This window comes from Bacillus sp. AFS017336 (assembly GCF_002555445.1).
GTDB lineage: Bacteria > Bacillota > Bacilli > Bacillales > Bacillaceae_G > Gottfriedia.
In genome coordinates this window covers 20638-35847 of the sequence record NZ_NUCO01000013.1, presented here as the reverse complement: position 1 = coordinate 35847, position 15210 = coordinate 20638, and the positions used below count along the sequence as shown (strand labels likewise).

The 15210-nt window shown below is 35.7% G+C and carries 16 protein-coding genes; all 16 read right to left on the bottom strand.

Going from position 1 to position 15210, the window contains the following annotated elements; translation table 11 throughout:
* Nucleotides 1-678: 678 nt before the first annotated feature.
* Nucleotides 679-1080, bottom strand: coding sequence for a F0F1 ATP synthase subunit epsilon (locus CN601_RS06510; protein WP_098118926.1), 402 nt, complete (start codon nucleotides 1078-1080; stop codon nucleotides 679-681).
* Nucleotides 1081-1162: 82 nt separating this feature from the next.
* Nucleotides 1163-2575, bottom strand: a complete 1413-nt coding sequence (gene atpD, locus CN601_RS06505) for a F0F1 ATP synthase subunit beta (protein ID WP_098118927.1) — start codon at nucleotides 2573-2575, stop codon at nucleotides 1163-1165.
* A gap of 63 nt (nucleotides 2576-2638) precedes the next feature.
* Complete coding sequence (locus tag CN601_RS06500) at nucleotides 2639-3493, bottom strand: F0F1 ATP synthase subunit gamma (RefSeq protein WP_098118928.1); 855 nt, start codon at nucleotides 3491-3493, stop codon at nucleotides 2639-2641.
* Between the two features lie 85 nt (nucleotides 3494-3578).
* Nucleotides 3579-5087 (bottom strand): F0F1 ATP synthase subunit alpha, encoded by a 1509-nt coding sequence (gene atpA, locus CN601_RS06495; protein WP_056469307.1) that lies wholly within the window; start codon nucleotides 5085-5087, stop codon nucleotides 3579-3581.
* Nucleotides 5088-5109: 22 nt separating this feature from the next.
* A complete protein-coding gene (locus CN601_RS06490; RefSeq protein WP_098118929.1) occupies nucleotides 5110-5649 on the bottom strand; it encodes a F0F1 ATP synthase subunit delta in 540 nt (179 codons plus the stop codon).
* The gene (atpF, locus tag CN601_RS06485) at nucleotides 5646-6170 is read right to left on the bottom strand and encodes a F0F1 ATP synthase subunit B (RefSeq protein WP_098170530.1); all 525 of its coding nucleotides are present in this window, start codon (nucleotides 6168-6170) and stop codon (nucleotides 5646-5648) included. Before atpF ends, CN601_RS06490 begins: the two co-directional genes overlap by 4 nt.
* A 174-nt stretch (nucleotides 6171-6344) precedes the next feature.
* A complete protein-coding gene (atpE, locus tag CN601_RS06480) occupies nucleotides 6345-6560 on the bottom strand; it encodes a F0F1 ATP synthase subunit C (protein ID WP_098118931.1) in 216 nt (71 codons plus the stop codon).
* 81 nt (nucleotides 6561-6641) lie between these two features.
* A complete protein-coding gene (gene atpB / locus CN601_RS06475) occupies nucleotides 6642-7376 on the bottom strand; it encodes a F0F1 ATP synthase subunit A (RefSeq protein WP_098118932.1) in 735 nt (244 codons plus the stop codon).
* Nucleotide 7377: 1 nt separating this feature from the next.
* Entirely contained in the window at nucleotides 7378-7758 is a 381-nt protein-coding gene (locus CN601_RS06470; protein WP_098118933.1) for an ATP synthase subunit I, read from the bottom strand.
* Nucleotides 7759-7760: 2 nt separating this feature from the next.
* Nucleotides 7761-7985, bottom strand: a complete 225-nt coding sequence (locus CN601_RS06465; protein ID WP_098118934.1) for an AtpZ/AtpI family protein — start codon at nucleotides 7983-7985, stop codon at nucleotides 7761-7763.
* Between the two features lie 261 nt (nucleotides 7986-8246).
* Entirely contained in the window at nucleotides 8247-10451 is a 2205-nt protein-coding gene (locus tag CN601_RS27850; RefSeq protein WP_098118935.1) for a S8 family serine peptidase, read from the bottom strand.
* A gap of 179 nt (nucleotides 10452-10630) precedes the next feature.
* Nucleotides 10631-11263 carry an AmiS/UreI family transporter gene (locus CN601_RS06455; RefSeq protein ID WP_098118936.1) on the bottom strand — a complete coding sequence of 211 codons (633 nt, stop codon included), beginning with the start codon at nucleotides 11261-11263 and terminating at the stop codon, nucleotides 10631-10633.
* 113 nt (nucleotides 11264-11376) lie between these two features.
* The gene (locus CN601_RS06450; protein ID WP_098118937.1) at nucleotides 11377-12561 is read right to left on the bottom strand and encodes a NupC/NupG family nucleoside CNT transporter; all 1185 of its coding nucleotides are present in this window, start codon (nucleotides 12559-12561) and stop codon (nucleotides 11377-11379) included.
* 119 nt (nucleotides 12562-12680) lie between these two features.
* A complete protein-coding gene (locus CN601_RS06445) occupies nucleotides 12681-13085 on the bottom strand; it encodes a cytidine deaminase (RefSeq protein WP_098170529.1) in 405 nt (134 codons plus the stop codon).
* A 139-nt stretch (nucleotides 13086-13224) separates the two neighbouring features.
* Nucleotides 13225-13890 carry a deoxyribose-phosphate aldolase gene (gene deoC, locus CN601_RS06440; RefSeq protein ID WP_098170528.1) on the bottom strand — a complete coding sequence of 222 codons (666 nt, stop codon included), beginning with the start codon at nucleotides 13888-13890 and terminating at the stop codon, nucleotides 13225-13227.
* A 290-nt stretch (nucleotides 13891-14180) separates the two neighbouring features.
* Nucleotides 14181-15122, bottom strand: coding sequence for a DNA-binding transcriptional repressor DeoR (locus tag CN601_RS06435; RefSeq protein ID WP_098170527.1), 942 nt, complete (start codon nucleotides 15120-15122; stop codon nucleotides 14181-14183).
* Nucleotides 15123-15210: the final 88 nt, after the last annotated feature.

The window sequence follows — 15210 nt, the reverse complement described above, 5'->3', positions numbered from 1 at the left end:
TGTTGGAATACCTTCTAATTGAAAATGAAAAAAACGAGCGATTTTATCTCTTATTTTCCGTAATTCATCTAAATTTCATCTAGAGTTGAACTATTATTTAATAAAACTAACTATTTTAAACTAATTTCGATCACAATTATGATTATTTAGTTTGATTTGCATGTTTTATTTGCAGTTTCAGTAAAATTAATTGCAGTTATCACAATTTTATTTGCAGTTTCCCAAACTTTATTTGCAGTACCTTGATTTTATTTGCACTTTCGCTATTTTTAATTGCAGTTTTACAATTTTCAATTGCACTTTGTCCAATTTTATTTGCACCTAACTTCGTATTGCTGATTAATAAATCTTATTTGCACCTTCCCAATGCTTAATTGCAGTTTTGAAATTCTTATTTGCAGTTTTAACACCCTTATTTGCACAGACATGAGCTAGTTATTGACAGTAACGGAATCTACTTTACTTATTTGCACCTTTCTCCAGTTTATTTGCAGTTTTGAAATGCCTATTTGCAATTTTAAAATCCTTAATTACGATTTGCCTTTTTTATTTGCGATTCGCCAATCTTATTTGCGATCCCCGACTTCCCCTCCTTACAACAAAATTAACACTACTTTACCGCAAGCATTCAAACAACAACCCAACAAAAAAAGAGCCACAAAAGGGCTCTTTTTAAAATTACTTATATTGTGCTACGTTTAAACGGTTCATTGCTTTGTGTAAAGCAAGTTCAGCGCGTTTGATGTCTGTGTCAGGACGTCTGTCTTGTAGACGTTTTTCTGCACGTTTTTTTGCTTCTACTGCACGCTCAACATCGATTTCAGTTGATGCTTCAGCAGATTGAGCCAATATTGTAACGGCTTCAGGTCGAATTTCAATGAATCCGCCACTTACTGCAACATAGTCTGTTCCAGCTTGTGATTTAATTTTAACAGGTGCTGTTGCTAACGGTGCCACAGTTGAAATGTGTCCAGGTAAGATACCTAGCTCACCGCTAGTTGCTTTCGTGCTAACGAATTCTGTTTCGCCTTCATAAGCCGGTCCATTAGGAGTGACGATACTGACTTTCATTGTCTTCATAGTGAACTCCTCCTGTCTAGCTTCTGAGCTAATCAAGTTCATTCAATTAAGAATGATGAACAAGCTTTCGATTAGACAATTATTATACTAATGTTTTTGCTTTTTCTACTACTTCTTCAATGCGTCCAACTAGACGGAATGCATCTTCTGGAAGAGTATCGTATTTACCTTCTAAGATCTCTTTGAATCCACTAACAGTTTCTTTAACTGGTACGTAAGAACCTTTTTGTCCTGTGAATTGCTCCGCAACGTGGAAGTTTTGAGATAAGAAGAATTGAATACGACGAGCACGAGCTACGACTAATTTATCTTCTTCTGATAACTCATCCATACCTAAGATTGCGATGATATCTTGAAGTTCTCTATAACGTTGTAAAGTTGATTGTACTTGACGAGCTACTTCATAGTGCTCTTCACCAACGATTTCAGGGTTTAATGCACGAGATGTAGATGCTAATGGATCTACCGCTGGGTAAATACCCATCTCAGATAAACGACGCTCTAAGTTTGTTGTAGCATCTAAGTGAGCGAACGCTGTAGCTGGTGCTGGATCCGTATAGTCATCGGCAGGAACGTAAATCGCTTGAATCGAAGTTACAGAACCTTTGTTTGTTGAAGTGATACGCTCTTGTAATTGACCCATTTCAGTAGCAAGAGTTGGTTGGTAACCTACCGCAGAAGGCATACGACCTAATAGGGCAGAAACCTCAGAACCTGCTTGAGTGAAACGGAAGATGTTATCGATGAAGAATAACACGTCTTGTCCTTGCTCATCACGGAAATATTCAGCCATTGTTAAACCAGTTAAGGCAACACGTTGACGTGCACCAGGTGGTTCGTTCATTTGTCCGAATACCATCGCTGTTTTCTTGATAACGCCAGAATCGCTCATTTCGTGGTATAAGTCGTTACCTTCACGAGTACGCTCACCTACACCAGCGAATACTGAGATACCGCCGTGCTCTTGTGCGATGTTGTTAATTAATTCTTGAATTAATACAGTTTTACCTACACCCGCACCACCGAAAAGACCGATTTTACCACCTTTGATGTAAGGAGCTAATAAGTCTACTACTTTGATACCAGTTTCAAGGATCTCTACTTTTGTAGTTAATTCTTCAAATTTAGGTGCTTGACGGTGAATTGGGTCACGACGTACGTCTTCTCCAAGTGCTTCGTCTAAGTCAATGTTGTCACCTAATACATTGAATACGCGTCCTAATGTAGCGTCACCAACTGGAACCGAAATTGGTTTACCTGTGTTAACTGCTTCCATTCCACGTACTAATCCATCAGTTGAAGCCATTGCAACTGTACGAACAGTATCGTCACCTAAGTGAAGAGCAACTTCTAATGTTAAATCAATGTTTACTTCGTTTGCGTTGCCCGCTTCTTTACGAACACGTAACGCATTATATATTTGTGGTAATTGGCCGTTTTCGAACTTTACGTCTACAACCGGTCCTAATACCTGAGTAATAATACCATTGCTCATCGCTTTTCCTCCTAGCATTGTTTCATTAAAAGCCGATCAATTTATATAGCCGTTATAAGCAGATTAGCCAAGTGCTGCTGCTCCACCAACGATTTCAGTAATTTCTTGTGTAATTGCTGCTTGACGCGCACGGTTATAGTGAAGAGTAAGCTTACTAATAACTTCTTTCGCGTTATCAGTTGCACTTTTCATCGCTGTCATACGTGAAGCGTGTTCACTAGCTTTACTGTCTAATAATGCACCAAAGATTAAGCTTTCTGCATATTGAGGCAGTAAAACTTCTAAGATTTCATCATCAGATGGTTCAAATTCGTAATTAGTTGTTGCCTTACCTGTGTCAATATCAGTTAAAGGTAATAGCTTTTTCTCAGTAACCTCTTGAGAAATTTTACTTATGAAATGGTTATATGATAAGTAAAGCTCATCAAAAATGCCGTCAGTATACATTTGAACTGTACGATTAGCAAATTTTTGAATATCATCGAATGAAGGTTGATCTGGAATTCCAAGAACCTCTTCAACGATTGGGTAACCTAAACGCTTAAAGTAATCACGTCCAACTCGACCTAATACAATAATTGCAAATTCATCATTCGATTTATGACGATCTCTAATTGTATTAGTTACCGCACGTAATACGTTACTATTAAATGCACCAGCTAAACCACGGTCAGAAGTGATGACAATGTAACCAGTCTTTTTAACTGGACGAGTTACTAGCATCGGATGTCTACTGTTTACACCTTTTGCCACGCTACCAACTACCTCTTGCATTTTGTCCATGTAAGGAACAAATTGCTTAGAGTTTTGTTCAGCACGGTTTAATTTCGCAGCAGAAACCATCTCCATCGCTTTTGTGATTTGGCTTGTCTTTTTTGTTGAATTAATTTTTGTTTTTATATCGCGTAATGATGCCACAGGTTTTCACCACCTTTTGGTAAACAGTTAAATGAAGGACGAGCTAGAGCCCGATCCTTCAAATCCAGATATTTAAATCGCCTTCTTATTTAGAAGCAATAAAGTTCTTTTTAAAGCTTGTGATTGCAGCGTCAAGGTCAGCTTCGTTTGGTAATTTACCAGTATCACGAATAGCATCTAAAAGACCTTTAGCATTAGCGTCCATCCAAGCTAACATTTCTTCTTCAAAACGAGTAATGTCTTCAACTGCTACGCTGTCTAAGTGACCACGTGTTAGTGCATATAAAGATGTTACTTGTTTTTCTACTTTTAAAGGTTTGTGTAAACCTTGTTTAAGGATTTCAACTGTACGAGCACCACGGTTAAGTTTAGCTTGAGTTGCTTTATCTAAGTCAGAACCGAACGCAGCAAATGCTTCAAGCTCACGGAATGACGCTAAGTCAAGACGTAGCGTACCTGCTACTGATTTCATCGCCTTAGTTTGCGCTGAACCACCAACACGTGATACAGAAAGACCTGCATTGATCGCTGGACGTACGCCAGAGAAGAATAAGTCAGACTGTAAGAAGATTTGTCCGTCAGTAATTGAGATTACGTTTGTTGGAATATAAGCTGAGATATCACCAGCTTGTGTTTCGATGAATGGTAATGCAGTTAATGAACCGCCACCTAACTCATCATTTAACTTAGCTGCACGCTCTAATAAGCGAGAGTGTAAGTAGAATACATCCCCTGGATATGCTTCACGACCTGGAGGACGTTTTAATAGTAATGAAAGCTCACGGTAAGCTACCGCTTGTTTTGATAAATCATCGTATACTACTAATACGTGTTTACCATTGTACATAAACTCTTCACCCATAGTTACACCAGCGAAAGGAGCTAAGTATAACATTGGAGCTGGAGATGAAGCAGGTGCAGTTACAACGATTGTGTAATCTAAAGCGCCATGCTTACGTAAAGTTTCAACAAGTCCACGAACTGTTGATTCTTTTTGACCGATTGCAACATAGATACAGATCATGTTTTGGTCAGCTTGGTTAAGGATTGTATCGATTGCAACAGCTGTTTTACCAGTTTGACGGTCACCGATGATTAACTCACGTTGTCCACGTCCGATTGGTACAAGAGCGTCGATCGCTTTGATACCTGTTTGTAATGGCTCATGTACTGATTTACGTGCCATTACGCCAGGAGCAGCGTTTTCGATTGGACGAGATTTTGTTGTTTCGATTGGGCCTAAACCATCAACTGGTTGACCTAATGAGTTTACAACACGTCCTACTAATGCTTCACCAACTGGAACTTGCATGATGCGTCCAGTACGACGAACTTCGTCGCCTTCTTTAATGCCTGTGTAAGGTCCTAAGATGATGATACCTACGTTGTTTTCTTCTAAGTTTTGTGCTAGTCCCATAACGCCGTTAGAGAACTCAACTAGCTCTCCAGACATACATTGGTCAAGACCATGAGCACGAGCGATACCGTCACCAACTTGGATAACTGTACCAACATCACTAACTTCTATTTCAGTTTGGTAATTTTCGATTTGCTTTTTAATCAGCGCACTGATTTCTTCAGCTTTGATGCTCATGCATTTCACCCCTATCTACAAACTATTTTGCGATTAATTCACGTTCGATTCGAACAAGTTTATTTTTTAAGCTGCCGTCAAAAATACGGTTTCCAACACGCACTTTGTAACCACCGATTAATGATGGGTCAATTTCGTTTTTCACACGTATTGAATTTTTACCTAATTTAGAAGCGAATAACGCTCCAATTTTCTCTAGTTCTTCAGAAGACAATGCCGTTACAGAGTAAACTGTTGCATCTGCAATATTACGAGTTTCATTCGCAATTTTTACATACTCAGTTACTAAATTAGAAATAGTGCTTAAGCGTTGGCGATCAACTAATAAACAAACTAGATTTAATACCGTTTCAGAAATTGAAGCAAATGTGTCATTTAAGACAGACTTTTTGCTTTCTTTTGTGATTCCAGGATGTTGTAAAAACTTATTTAATTCTAAGTTTTCTACGTATTCCTTTTTCACTACTTGTAAATCATGTTCAACAGTTTCTACTAAATTTTGTTCAGTAGCTAATTCAAAAAGAGCGTTTGCGTAGCGTTTTGCAACTAATTCGTTACTCATTTAGCTTCGCCTACTTCTTTAAGATATTGATCAAAAATAGCAGATTGGTCTTCAGACTTCACTTCTTTTTCAAGTACTTTAGAAGCAATTAATACAGATAATGAAGCAACTTGTTGTTGAACTGATTGTACTGCAAGCTCTTTTTCACGAGTAATTTCACGTTTAGCGCTTTCTTTCAAGTTTTCAGCTTCTGCTTTTGCTGCTGCAACGATTTCTTCACGTTGTACATCAGCTTGCTTTCTAGCTTTCTCAAGAAGCTCGCGAGCTTCTGTACGAGCAGCAACTAACTCTTGCTTTTGCTCTTCAACTAGTTTCATTGCATCTGCGTTGTTTTTCTCAGCTGAATCTAATTGATTAGCGATGTGATCTTCACGTTGTTTCATAATTCCCATTACAGGTCCTAATGCATACTTTTTCAGAAGAGCAAGTAAAATTAGAAATATTACTAATTGAAACACGACATTGCCCCAAGGTACACCATGTCCTGCCTCAGCTAATACGAATTGTGATCCGTTTAACACAAGCTTTCACTCCCTTCAAGGGTTGTATTTATTTATTTTTTATAACATAGCCCTCATCTCTTACCGACTTGGACTTAACTTTCAAAAGGAATCCTTCAAAACTGAGTGTCATAAAGGAATGGCGAAGTAAATGTGAACACAAACTTCGCCATTTTTTTAATAATTTGTATAATCTTAAGCTTTACCAAATGCCATGAATGCGATAACTACTGCGATGATTGGAAGTGCCTCAACTAATGCAACCCCGATGAACATTAAAGCTTGAAGAGTTGAACGTAATTCTGGTTGACGAGCAACACCTTCTACTGTACGTGATACAATTAAACCGTTACCAATACCTGCACCTAGTGCACCTAAACCAATTGCGATTGCCGCTGCTATTAAAGCCATTTTAAATTTCCTCCTTCTTAATCATAAGAAATATATTTTTTATAATAATTTTTATCTAACTACCAAATTCAAGTGAGCTGCCTAATGCTCGTCCGCCACTTTATGTGACAAGTACACCATCGTTAACATTACGAAGATAAACGCTTGGATTGAACCAACAAATACAGAGAATCCTTGCCAAACAATCATCGGTATTGCTGCCGCGATTGTCCAAATCACACCTGCACCTACACTATCCGCATATGCATGTGTACCCATTGTTGCAAGTAAACCTAATAATACTTCCCCTGCGTAAATGTTACCGTAAAGTCGAAGACCTAGCGTTAATGTGTTCGCTAATTCCTCAATAATTTTTAATGGAAACAAGAATCCCATCGGCTGGAAAAACCCTTTTCCATAAGCCTTAAAGCCTCTCATTTTAATACCATAATAATGTGATAAACCAACTATAAAGATTGCTAATGATAAAGTAATGACTGGGTCTGATGTAGGTGATTTCCAAACTGAGCTTCCATCGATCGAGATATCGAACGGTAGACCTAACATATTTGAAACAAATATGTACATAAGTAATGTCACACCTAGTGTAAGGAAGCGACCACCAGTTTCCCAATCCATTGTACTGTTGATAAGGCCTTTAACGAAGTCAATAATCCACTCAAAAAAGTTTTGTTTTCCTGACGGACGTATTTGTAGACTTCTAGAGCATGTAACTGCGATGATAAAGACGATTACTGCAGCAATGGTTGTCATTAGAACATTTGTATACGTAAAATCTAAACCAATAAAATTAAAACCTTTAGCTTCGTGTTCCAATTTATTCACCTCTCTTCCTTGCAAAAGACGTTTGATGTATTGCAAAATGTATCATAATGACAAGATGTCCTGTCATTAGTCCCGCGGTTAGTGCCGGTATGCTCACAAAGTTTTCATACCGAAGCGCGATGACCATTGTTAGAGCCACCGCTGAAAGACAAATTACAGTACCTAAAGATCGAACTTTTTGTTGCTTTAAAACTCGGTCAAAGAAGGTATTTATCTTTCTGTGTAGAATCCATATACAATAAAAGCTAGTTACGGTTCCGAGAATATAACCTGTGAAAATCGTTTTATAGTCGGTAAAAGCCCAACCTAAAACGGATAAAGCAATAATATACAACATATCTCGTACAAAGCGTTTTAATTGTTCTTTTTGCATAACTAGTCCCCTGGTGTAAATTGTTTAACTATTTTGAGCGTGCCATAAATGCCAGTAAAAAGACCTAACAATAAAAATATGATCATAAATACTGGTACTGGCCATTTGAAAAATGAATCAATCCATCTTCCTAGAAAGATTCCGATGAGAATAGAACCGACAAGTTGAGCTAAAATTGAAGACATGAGTGTCATTGCTTTAAGAGGATGTTGATTGTTTTTTTTCATACAAAATCCCTCCATGTCAATTTTTATTCTCAAAAAATTGCCAAAAGTCTTATCATGGTTTATTCTACAACAATTGTGTCCTAAAATCTCTAAACATTGAAAACGTTCACAAATTGTTCACAAAACGTTCAAAAAATTTTAATAACATAGTATTTACATGTAATGAAAACCCTTTTAAACATTCATGTTAAGCATACAATATGTTACAAAAAAGTGTCAATTACCTAAATTAAAAAACTATTAAAAATTACTTACCAATTTTTAGTCTTCTACGTAAATCTTCGCCACATTAACGTATGATTCAGTTGCACTTTCATATTGTTTACGTTTATAGAATATTACAAACTTATAAATCCCATTTTTAGGAAATTCCTTTAAAACTAATTCCTTTTTGATAATCCCCCTCTTACTATTTTTCTGTTCATCAATTACTCCTAATAAACGAAATGTTTCTGATTCGAAAACAGCGATCTTGTATTCCTCAACCTTACTTGGTAAATACAATTCATATTTGTAACGATTTTTACCTTTAACTCTTCCGAAGTGAAATCCCATTACTGACGGAAAATTCGGTTCTCCTTGTAGTAATAAAAACGGCATTCTTAACTTCTCTTCATCGTTTGTGTTAAACGTAATCGCCCCATCGTAAAAGCCATCCTTTAAAATCTTTGTATTAACTGTAGCGCTTAAAGTTATCTTTTTACTTGTGCGAGCTGGTATTGTAAAAGGCTTTGGTATTACCCATTGTATTCCAGTCGCCTGTTGATTATTTATAGTTGTAATTTGTTTTGGCGCATTTGATTTGTTTGAAATTCTTACGACAAAATCTTTCTTTACTAATCCATCTGTTTTTTTAGTTACTCCGAAAGATAGTGACATTGGAAACAAAGTCGTTTCTGTCTCTAAAGCTTTTTCTATATCTAATCTTCCAGCTCCTTGTTCGTACGCATGATACATCTTTTTATTATTCTTATATAATGGTGTTGCCGTATTAACAAGTACACTTTTTAAATCATCCATACTCCAATCAGGATGCAATTGTTTTAATAAAGCTGCTGCTCCAGCAACATGTGGACTTGCCATACTCGTTCCTTGAAGTGCTAAATAACCGCCTGGAATTGTACTTTTTATTTGTACACCCGGTGCTAACAAATCCGGCTTCATTTGCCAAGTTCCAGTTACAGGTCCTCTAGAGCTAAAATCTGCTAGAACATCTACCTTTTTTTCACTTCCGCTTTTAGCCTCTACCTTGCCTTTTTCGATGATTTTTTTAATCATTAAGCCATCTTTTCTTGAAATAGTAGCTGAAGGAATCGTAAGCTTTCCTTTGATTTGGCCGATGAAATTTCCATCAACATTGTTATAAACAATTACAGCCTTCGCTCCGGCATCTTGAGCATTTTTCACTTTATCAGTAAACGTAAGCTTACCTCTTTCTAATAAGACGATCTTATCTTTAACTCTTTTAAGCTCACTTTTTTCTCCATATTTTTTAAATACGAATCGGCCATTTAACCCTTTACCCCATTTAACCGAGCCAATCATAGGACTAATAATCGTTTCTTTATTTTTCACATGGATTGACGGGAAAAGTACAGGTGGATAGCTCGCACCAACTGTTAAAGCTTTTGATGCTGTAGCGGGTGAACCAACAGTCCATAATCCTGGTCCAGAGTTACCAGCAGCAGTAATTGCTAGTACACCTTTTTCTACAGCTTTATCTAGAGCAATACTCGTAGGCCAATCCGGTCCATTTACATCATTTCCTAATGATAAATTTATAATATCTACCTTATCCTTCACTGCTCGCTCAATCGCTGCCATAACAGTCTCAGAAGTACCAACACCACCAGGACCTAGTGCACGATAAGCATAGATTGTCGCTTTTGGTGCGACGCCTTTTCTTTTCCCATTTGCTGCTATTACGCCGGCTACATGTGTACCGTGAAACGTACTCTTTTCTTCAAGCTTCGTTTCCATCGGATCTTTATCTAAATCGATTGTGTCATATCCTCCACCGTAGTTCGATCTCAAATCAGGATGTTTGTAATCAACTCCAGTATCAATGATCCCTACTTTAACTCCTTCTCCAGTAATCTTTCTTCCCCTTTTGTCCTTATAAAGCTGAGCTTCGTCGGCTCCTATAAAAGGGATACTATCTTCTAAATGAGCTCTATAAATGGTTACAAAATGCATATCTTGTACTAGTGGCAATTTAGCTAGCTGTGATAGCTCTTCAAGAGAACCTGACACAGAAAGACCATAATAAGTTTCAGTATATTGTTGTCTTATTTTCACATTTGGGAAGCGTTCCTCAATATATTTTAATGCTTGTGTGATCATGCCATCTTTAATTGAAATTAAGGCTATTTGTTTTTGCTCTTCATGTGCATTTACAGCATAATTTTTAAATGGTATTAGCAAAAAAACTAAACAAATCATTATTTTAAGAAAGTAATTTTTCATTCAAGTTTGGTTCTCCTTTATAAAGATATTTTTCTTTTTAGCTTTCTCACTAATCGTCCATTCATGTATATAAAGGTAATTTTCTCTAGAATCTGTAAATTTTTCAAAACCAAAAAAAGACTAACTCTAGGTGTAGCATTTAGCTCACCAAAAGTTAGTCTTTTCTTTATGAATTATCATTAATTTTTTAATTCAGGTTGGTTAAATAAGTTAAATCTTTTATTTGTCACAAATGATTTAATTTCATGGATGACAAAATACAGTATAGCAGCACTTAAAACTACAATCCAAACTTTTGAAATCATTGCATCTTGCCAAATTCCTAAAAGCATAAAAAATGCAGGAAGAGTAATTGTAGTCCATGATTGAATCATTGCAACGATTCCTGTATAACGTTCAATTTTCTTTCCTAATACTAATCCAGCAAAGAATAAGTACCATAAATATGCCCACATAACCCATAATAGACCGTTGACAACATCATGGATCATAACGAAATTCACAAATGCCCACAGAACAGACATGATTGAAACCCAAAGAGAAAACCATCCTAATCCCGTTCCGTTAAAGTCTTTTAGGTTTGTAAATCCAACATATAAATAAGTAATACCAAAAAAGAAAATACTCGCAGTATTAAATAATTCCCATTTTCCAGCACCTAAGTGCATTAAAAGGTAAAAAGGAAAAACAACCTGTATTGTACCAACAAATAAATTTAATAAAGCTGCACTTTTGGCATTCGCTTTATTTAATAAAACAAGACTATTTAAAAATAGAGTTGCGCCAGATAAAAGCAAACCTACAGTTCCCATAGTGAAATGTTAAAAAGAAAATTGATCAAGATTAACTTTTTAACTCAACCCTCCTAGATTAAGATTAGAAAAAAAATACAAGCGCCTGATCGAAGTCAAACGCTTGAATTAAATTAATTTAAAACGATACCAACGATAATAGCTGTTAAAACACTTACTAATGTTGCACCAAATAATAATTTTAAGCCGAAACGAGCAACAGCATTACCTTGTTTTTCATGTAATCCTTTAACTGCTCCAGCAATAATACCGATAGATGAGAAGTTAGCAAATGATACAAGGAATACTGAAACAATTCCTAATGTACGAGCTGAGAAGTGTTTACTTGCTTTCCCTAAATCCATCATCGCAACGAACTCATTTGAAACAAGCTTAGTCGCCATAATGCTACCTGCATCAACCGCTTCTTTAAATGGTACACCCATAATAAATGCGAATGGAGCAAAAACATATCCTAAAATACCTTGGAATGAGATTCCAAAAATCATATCAAAAATATTATTGATTGCACCAATTAATGCAACAAAACCAATTAACATTGCTGCAACGATAATCGCTACTTTGAATCCATCTAAAATATACTCGCCTAGCATTTCGAAGAATGTTTGTTTTTCCTCTTCTTGTACAGTTAAGATATCTTCTTCAGGAGTTACAGTGTAAGGATTGATAATTGATGAAATAATAAACCCACCAAATAAGTTTAAGACAATTGCAGTTACTACATATTTTGGTTCAATCATTGTCATATATGCACCTACGATTGACATAGATACAGTTGACATTGCCGATGCACAAAGTGTATATAAACGATTCTTTGGTAAAAGACCAAGTTGTTTTTTAACTGAAATGAATACTTCAGATTGTCCTAAAATTGCAGAAGCTACCGCATTGTAAGATTCTAATTTACCCATTCCATTGATTTTGCTTAAAATTAAACCAATATATTTGATTACGAACGGTAAAATTTTTGTGTATTGTAAAATACCAATTAAAGCAGAAATAAATACGATCGGTAATAATACACCTGTGAAGAAAGGAGCAGCGTTCGCATTGATCATTCCACCGAATACGAAATTCACACCTTCTGCAGCATATTCTAATAACTTTCCAAAGCCGTTTGAAATTCCTTTAATTAAGAATAAACCTACTTCAGTATTTAATAGTACGAAAGCTAAAATGATTTGAATAACGACCATGATTACTAATGGACGATATTTAATCTTTTTACGATCACTACTAGCAACGAAAGCCAGACCGAAAACAACTAGTAGTCCAATAAGAGCTATAATATATTTCATGTTTCTCCCCCGAAAATCCAATAAATTTTATTTTTTAATATAAGCGCTTTCAAAACGAACACAACTTTTATATTTGTTGGATGTCAGACATCATCTAGAAGTTAGATGTCAGACAAGGATTAGCCTTCTAAATCTTTTGAACTAAATGATCCTGGAAGTAATTCCTTAACCGTTGTTTCAGCAACATCGCCTTTTAAGTTAGTTAAGAATACTTTTGTGTTTTCATCGCTAAATTCTGCGATTACTTGTCTACATGCACCGCACGGTGAAATTGGACCTTCAGTGTCTCCTACGATCGCGATTGCTTCAATTTTTGCTGAGGTGTTTCCAGCAGCTACTGCACTAAAAATAGCCGTTCTTTCTGCACAATTTGTTAGTCCATAAGAGGCATTTTCAACATTACAACCTGTGTAAATAGTTTGGTTATTCAATAAAATCGCTGCACCTACTTTAAATTTCGAGTAAGGAGCGTATGCGTTTTCACGAGCCTTTAAAGCTTCACTAATTAATGTTTGTGTATTCATATTTATCACCCTTTAACAATTGTTAGGTAATTCATTTATTAAAGTGTGTGAGTTTTGTCTTCGCTTTACCATATTACCAACGGAAGAGCTAAAGAGCAATAACTCACTCACTTTTTTTTATATTAAAATTATTTAGAAATTAATAAGCTGTGTTTGCTTCTTCACCTTGAACGATTTTAACACCTGAACTTGTACCGATTCGGTTAGCACCAGCAGCCACTACGTTTTCTACATCTTTTAAGTTACGAACACCACCAGAAGCTTTAACACCTACGTTTGCTCCAACAGTTTTACGCATTAATGCAACATCTTCTACTGTTGCTCCACCAGTTGAAAATCCTGTAGAAGTTTTTACAAAGTCAGCACCAGCTTTTACTGATAATTCACATGCTCTAACTTTTTCTTCGTCAGTTAAAAGACAAGTTTCAATAATTACTTTTACTAAAGCTTTACCATTAGCTGCTTCTACAACTGCACGAACATCTCTTTCAACTAATTCATCATTTTTTTCTTTTAATGCAGAAATATTGATAACCATATCAACTTCTCCAGCACCATTCTCAATTGCATTTTTAGTTTCGAATGCTTTAACTTCTGGAGTATTTGCTCCTAGAGGGAAACCAATTACTGTACAAACCTTCACAGAAGAATCTTTTAATAATTCACTTGCATATGAAACCCAAGTAGGATTAATACAGATAGACGCAAAGCTAAATTCTTTTGCTTCTTTAGCTAATGTTGTAATCTCTTCTTTTTTTGCATCTGCGCGTAATAATGTGTGATCTACTAAACTTGCGTAATTCATATAAATTCGCTCCCTTAATGATTAATTTTTATTTGTTAAAATTTATTTACTAAGAATATGTCTTTACTATAACATCGACGTGAAATTTTGTAAAATACATTTTGAACTTATGTTCAAGGATAATTTTCCCTGTAATATTAAGATATTAGCCGATTTTCCAAGCCATTTTTACCTAATAATTGAAAACTAGTTCATTTTCCCTTCCCCATTTCCAATTTTTACTTTCTTAATATGAAAAAAAAGAAGCCTTTTTTCGGCTTCCTTTTGTTTTCTACTAATTCTTTCTCACTTTATCCTTGCTCTAATAATCGCTTTGCAGTAAATTGATCGGTTATCAATATGTTTGCATATTTCCCCATCAATGCACCGTGAATTGCGTGGATTTTTCTTTCTCCACCCGCAACTAATATCGATTTTTCTTTACTTCTTAGTTCATCTAACTCTATACCAATTGTTCGGCTATCAAGCAGTTTAGAATAAATATTTCCTTCTTTATCAAAAAAGCGAGAGCAAATATCTCCCACAGCAAATGATTGCAAATCATTTTCTTCTTTTTCATTTAAGTATCCAACTCTAAATAATAAAGCATCTTTTTTTACTGTTCCTACTGTAAAAATAGCGACATTAGATTGTTTACCTAATTCGATTAAACGGCCAATATGACGATCCCCTTCGACCATTTGCTTTACTTGTGGATTATCAAATATAACTGGCAATGGTAAATATCTTGGAACCGTATTAAATGCTTCAGCAAATAAATTCACTGTTTCAGTTGCATATGTATTCGTTTTAGAGTAACTTACTCCACCGTTTAGTTGAATAATCTCCACACCTTTTACCGGTTTGTTGCTTAGTTTCGTTGCAATATGGTACATAGTAGTCCCCCAAGTTACTCCTACAATATCACCATCATGTACTATATTTACTAATACATCTGCAGCTTTTTTCGTAATTGTTTGCAATACCTCGTTCTGGTCATCAATTGGTGCATAACAAACGTCAACAGACTCTAAATTATATTTTCTTTTTAATTCTCTTGCTAAATCCTGATTACCTTCAAGAGGATCTATAATTTCAATTCGTACATATCCCAATTCTTTTGCTTGTTGGAGTAATCTTGATACGGTTGGACGAGAGATTCCTAACTTAGTTGCGATCTCTTGTTGACTAAAATCAGAGTCATAATACAATCTTGCTGCATCTATTATTAACCTTTGTTTTTCCAAAGACATTGTTTTAATCCCCTTTAACTTACCGATCCAATTTTCGCGCTCAAATTTTAATTATTATACCCCTTTTAATTAAAAAAAGCTCTCCTAT

Coding starts and splice junctions, on each gene's coding strand:
- CN601_RS06470 (WP_098118933.1), bottom strand. CDS start 7,758: ATGCAAAAAGAACAATTAAAACGCTTTGTACGAGATATGTTGTATATT.
- atpD (WP_098118927.1), bottom strand. CDS start 2,575: ATGAGCAATGGTATTATTACTCAGGTATTAGGACCGGTTGTAGACGTA.
- CN601_RS27850 (WP_098118935.1), bottom strand. CDS start 10,451: ATGAAAAATTACTTTCTTAAAATAATGATTTGTTTAGTTTTTTTGCTA.
- CN601_RS06490 (WP_098118929.1), bottom strand. CDS start 5,649: ATGAGTAACGAATTAGTTGCAAAACGCTACGCAAACGCTCTTTTTGAA.
- deoC (WP_098170528.1), bottom strand. CDS start 13,890: ATGAATTACGCAAGTTTAGTAGATCACACATTATTACGCGCAGATGCA.
- atpE (WP_098118931.1), bottom strand. CDS start 6,560: ATGGCTTTAATAGCAGCGGCAATCGCAATTGGTTTAGGTGCACTAGGT.
- CN601_RS06435 (WP_098170527.1), bottom strand. CDS start 15,122: ATGTCTTTGGAAAAACAAAGGTTAATAATAGATGCAGCAAGATTGTAT.
- CN601_RS06450 (WP_098118937.1), bottom strand. CDS start 12,561: ATGAAATATATTATAGCTCTTATTGGACTACTAGTTGTTTTCGGTCTG.
- CN601_RS06465 (WP_098118934.1), bottom strand. CDS start 7,985: ATGAAAAAAAACAATCAACATCCTCTTAAAGCAATGACACTCATGTCT.
- atpA (WP_056469307.1), bottom strand. CDS start 5,087: ATGAGCATCAAAGCTGAAGAAATCAGTGCGCTGATTAAAAAGCAAATC.
- CN601_RS06510 (WP_098118926.1), bottom strand. CDS start 1,080: ATGAAGACAATGAAAGTCAGTATCGTCACTCCTAATGGACCGGCTTAT.
- CN601_RS06445 (WP_098170529.1), bottom strand. CDS start 13,085: ATGAATACACAAACATTAATTAGTGAAGCTTTAAAGGCTCGTGAAAAC.
- CN601_RS06455 (WP_098118936.1), bottom strand. CDS start 11,263: ATGGGAACTGTAGGTTTGCTTTTATCTGGCGCAACTCTATTTTTAAAT.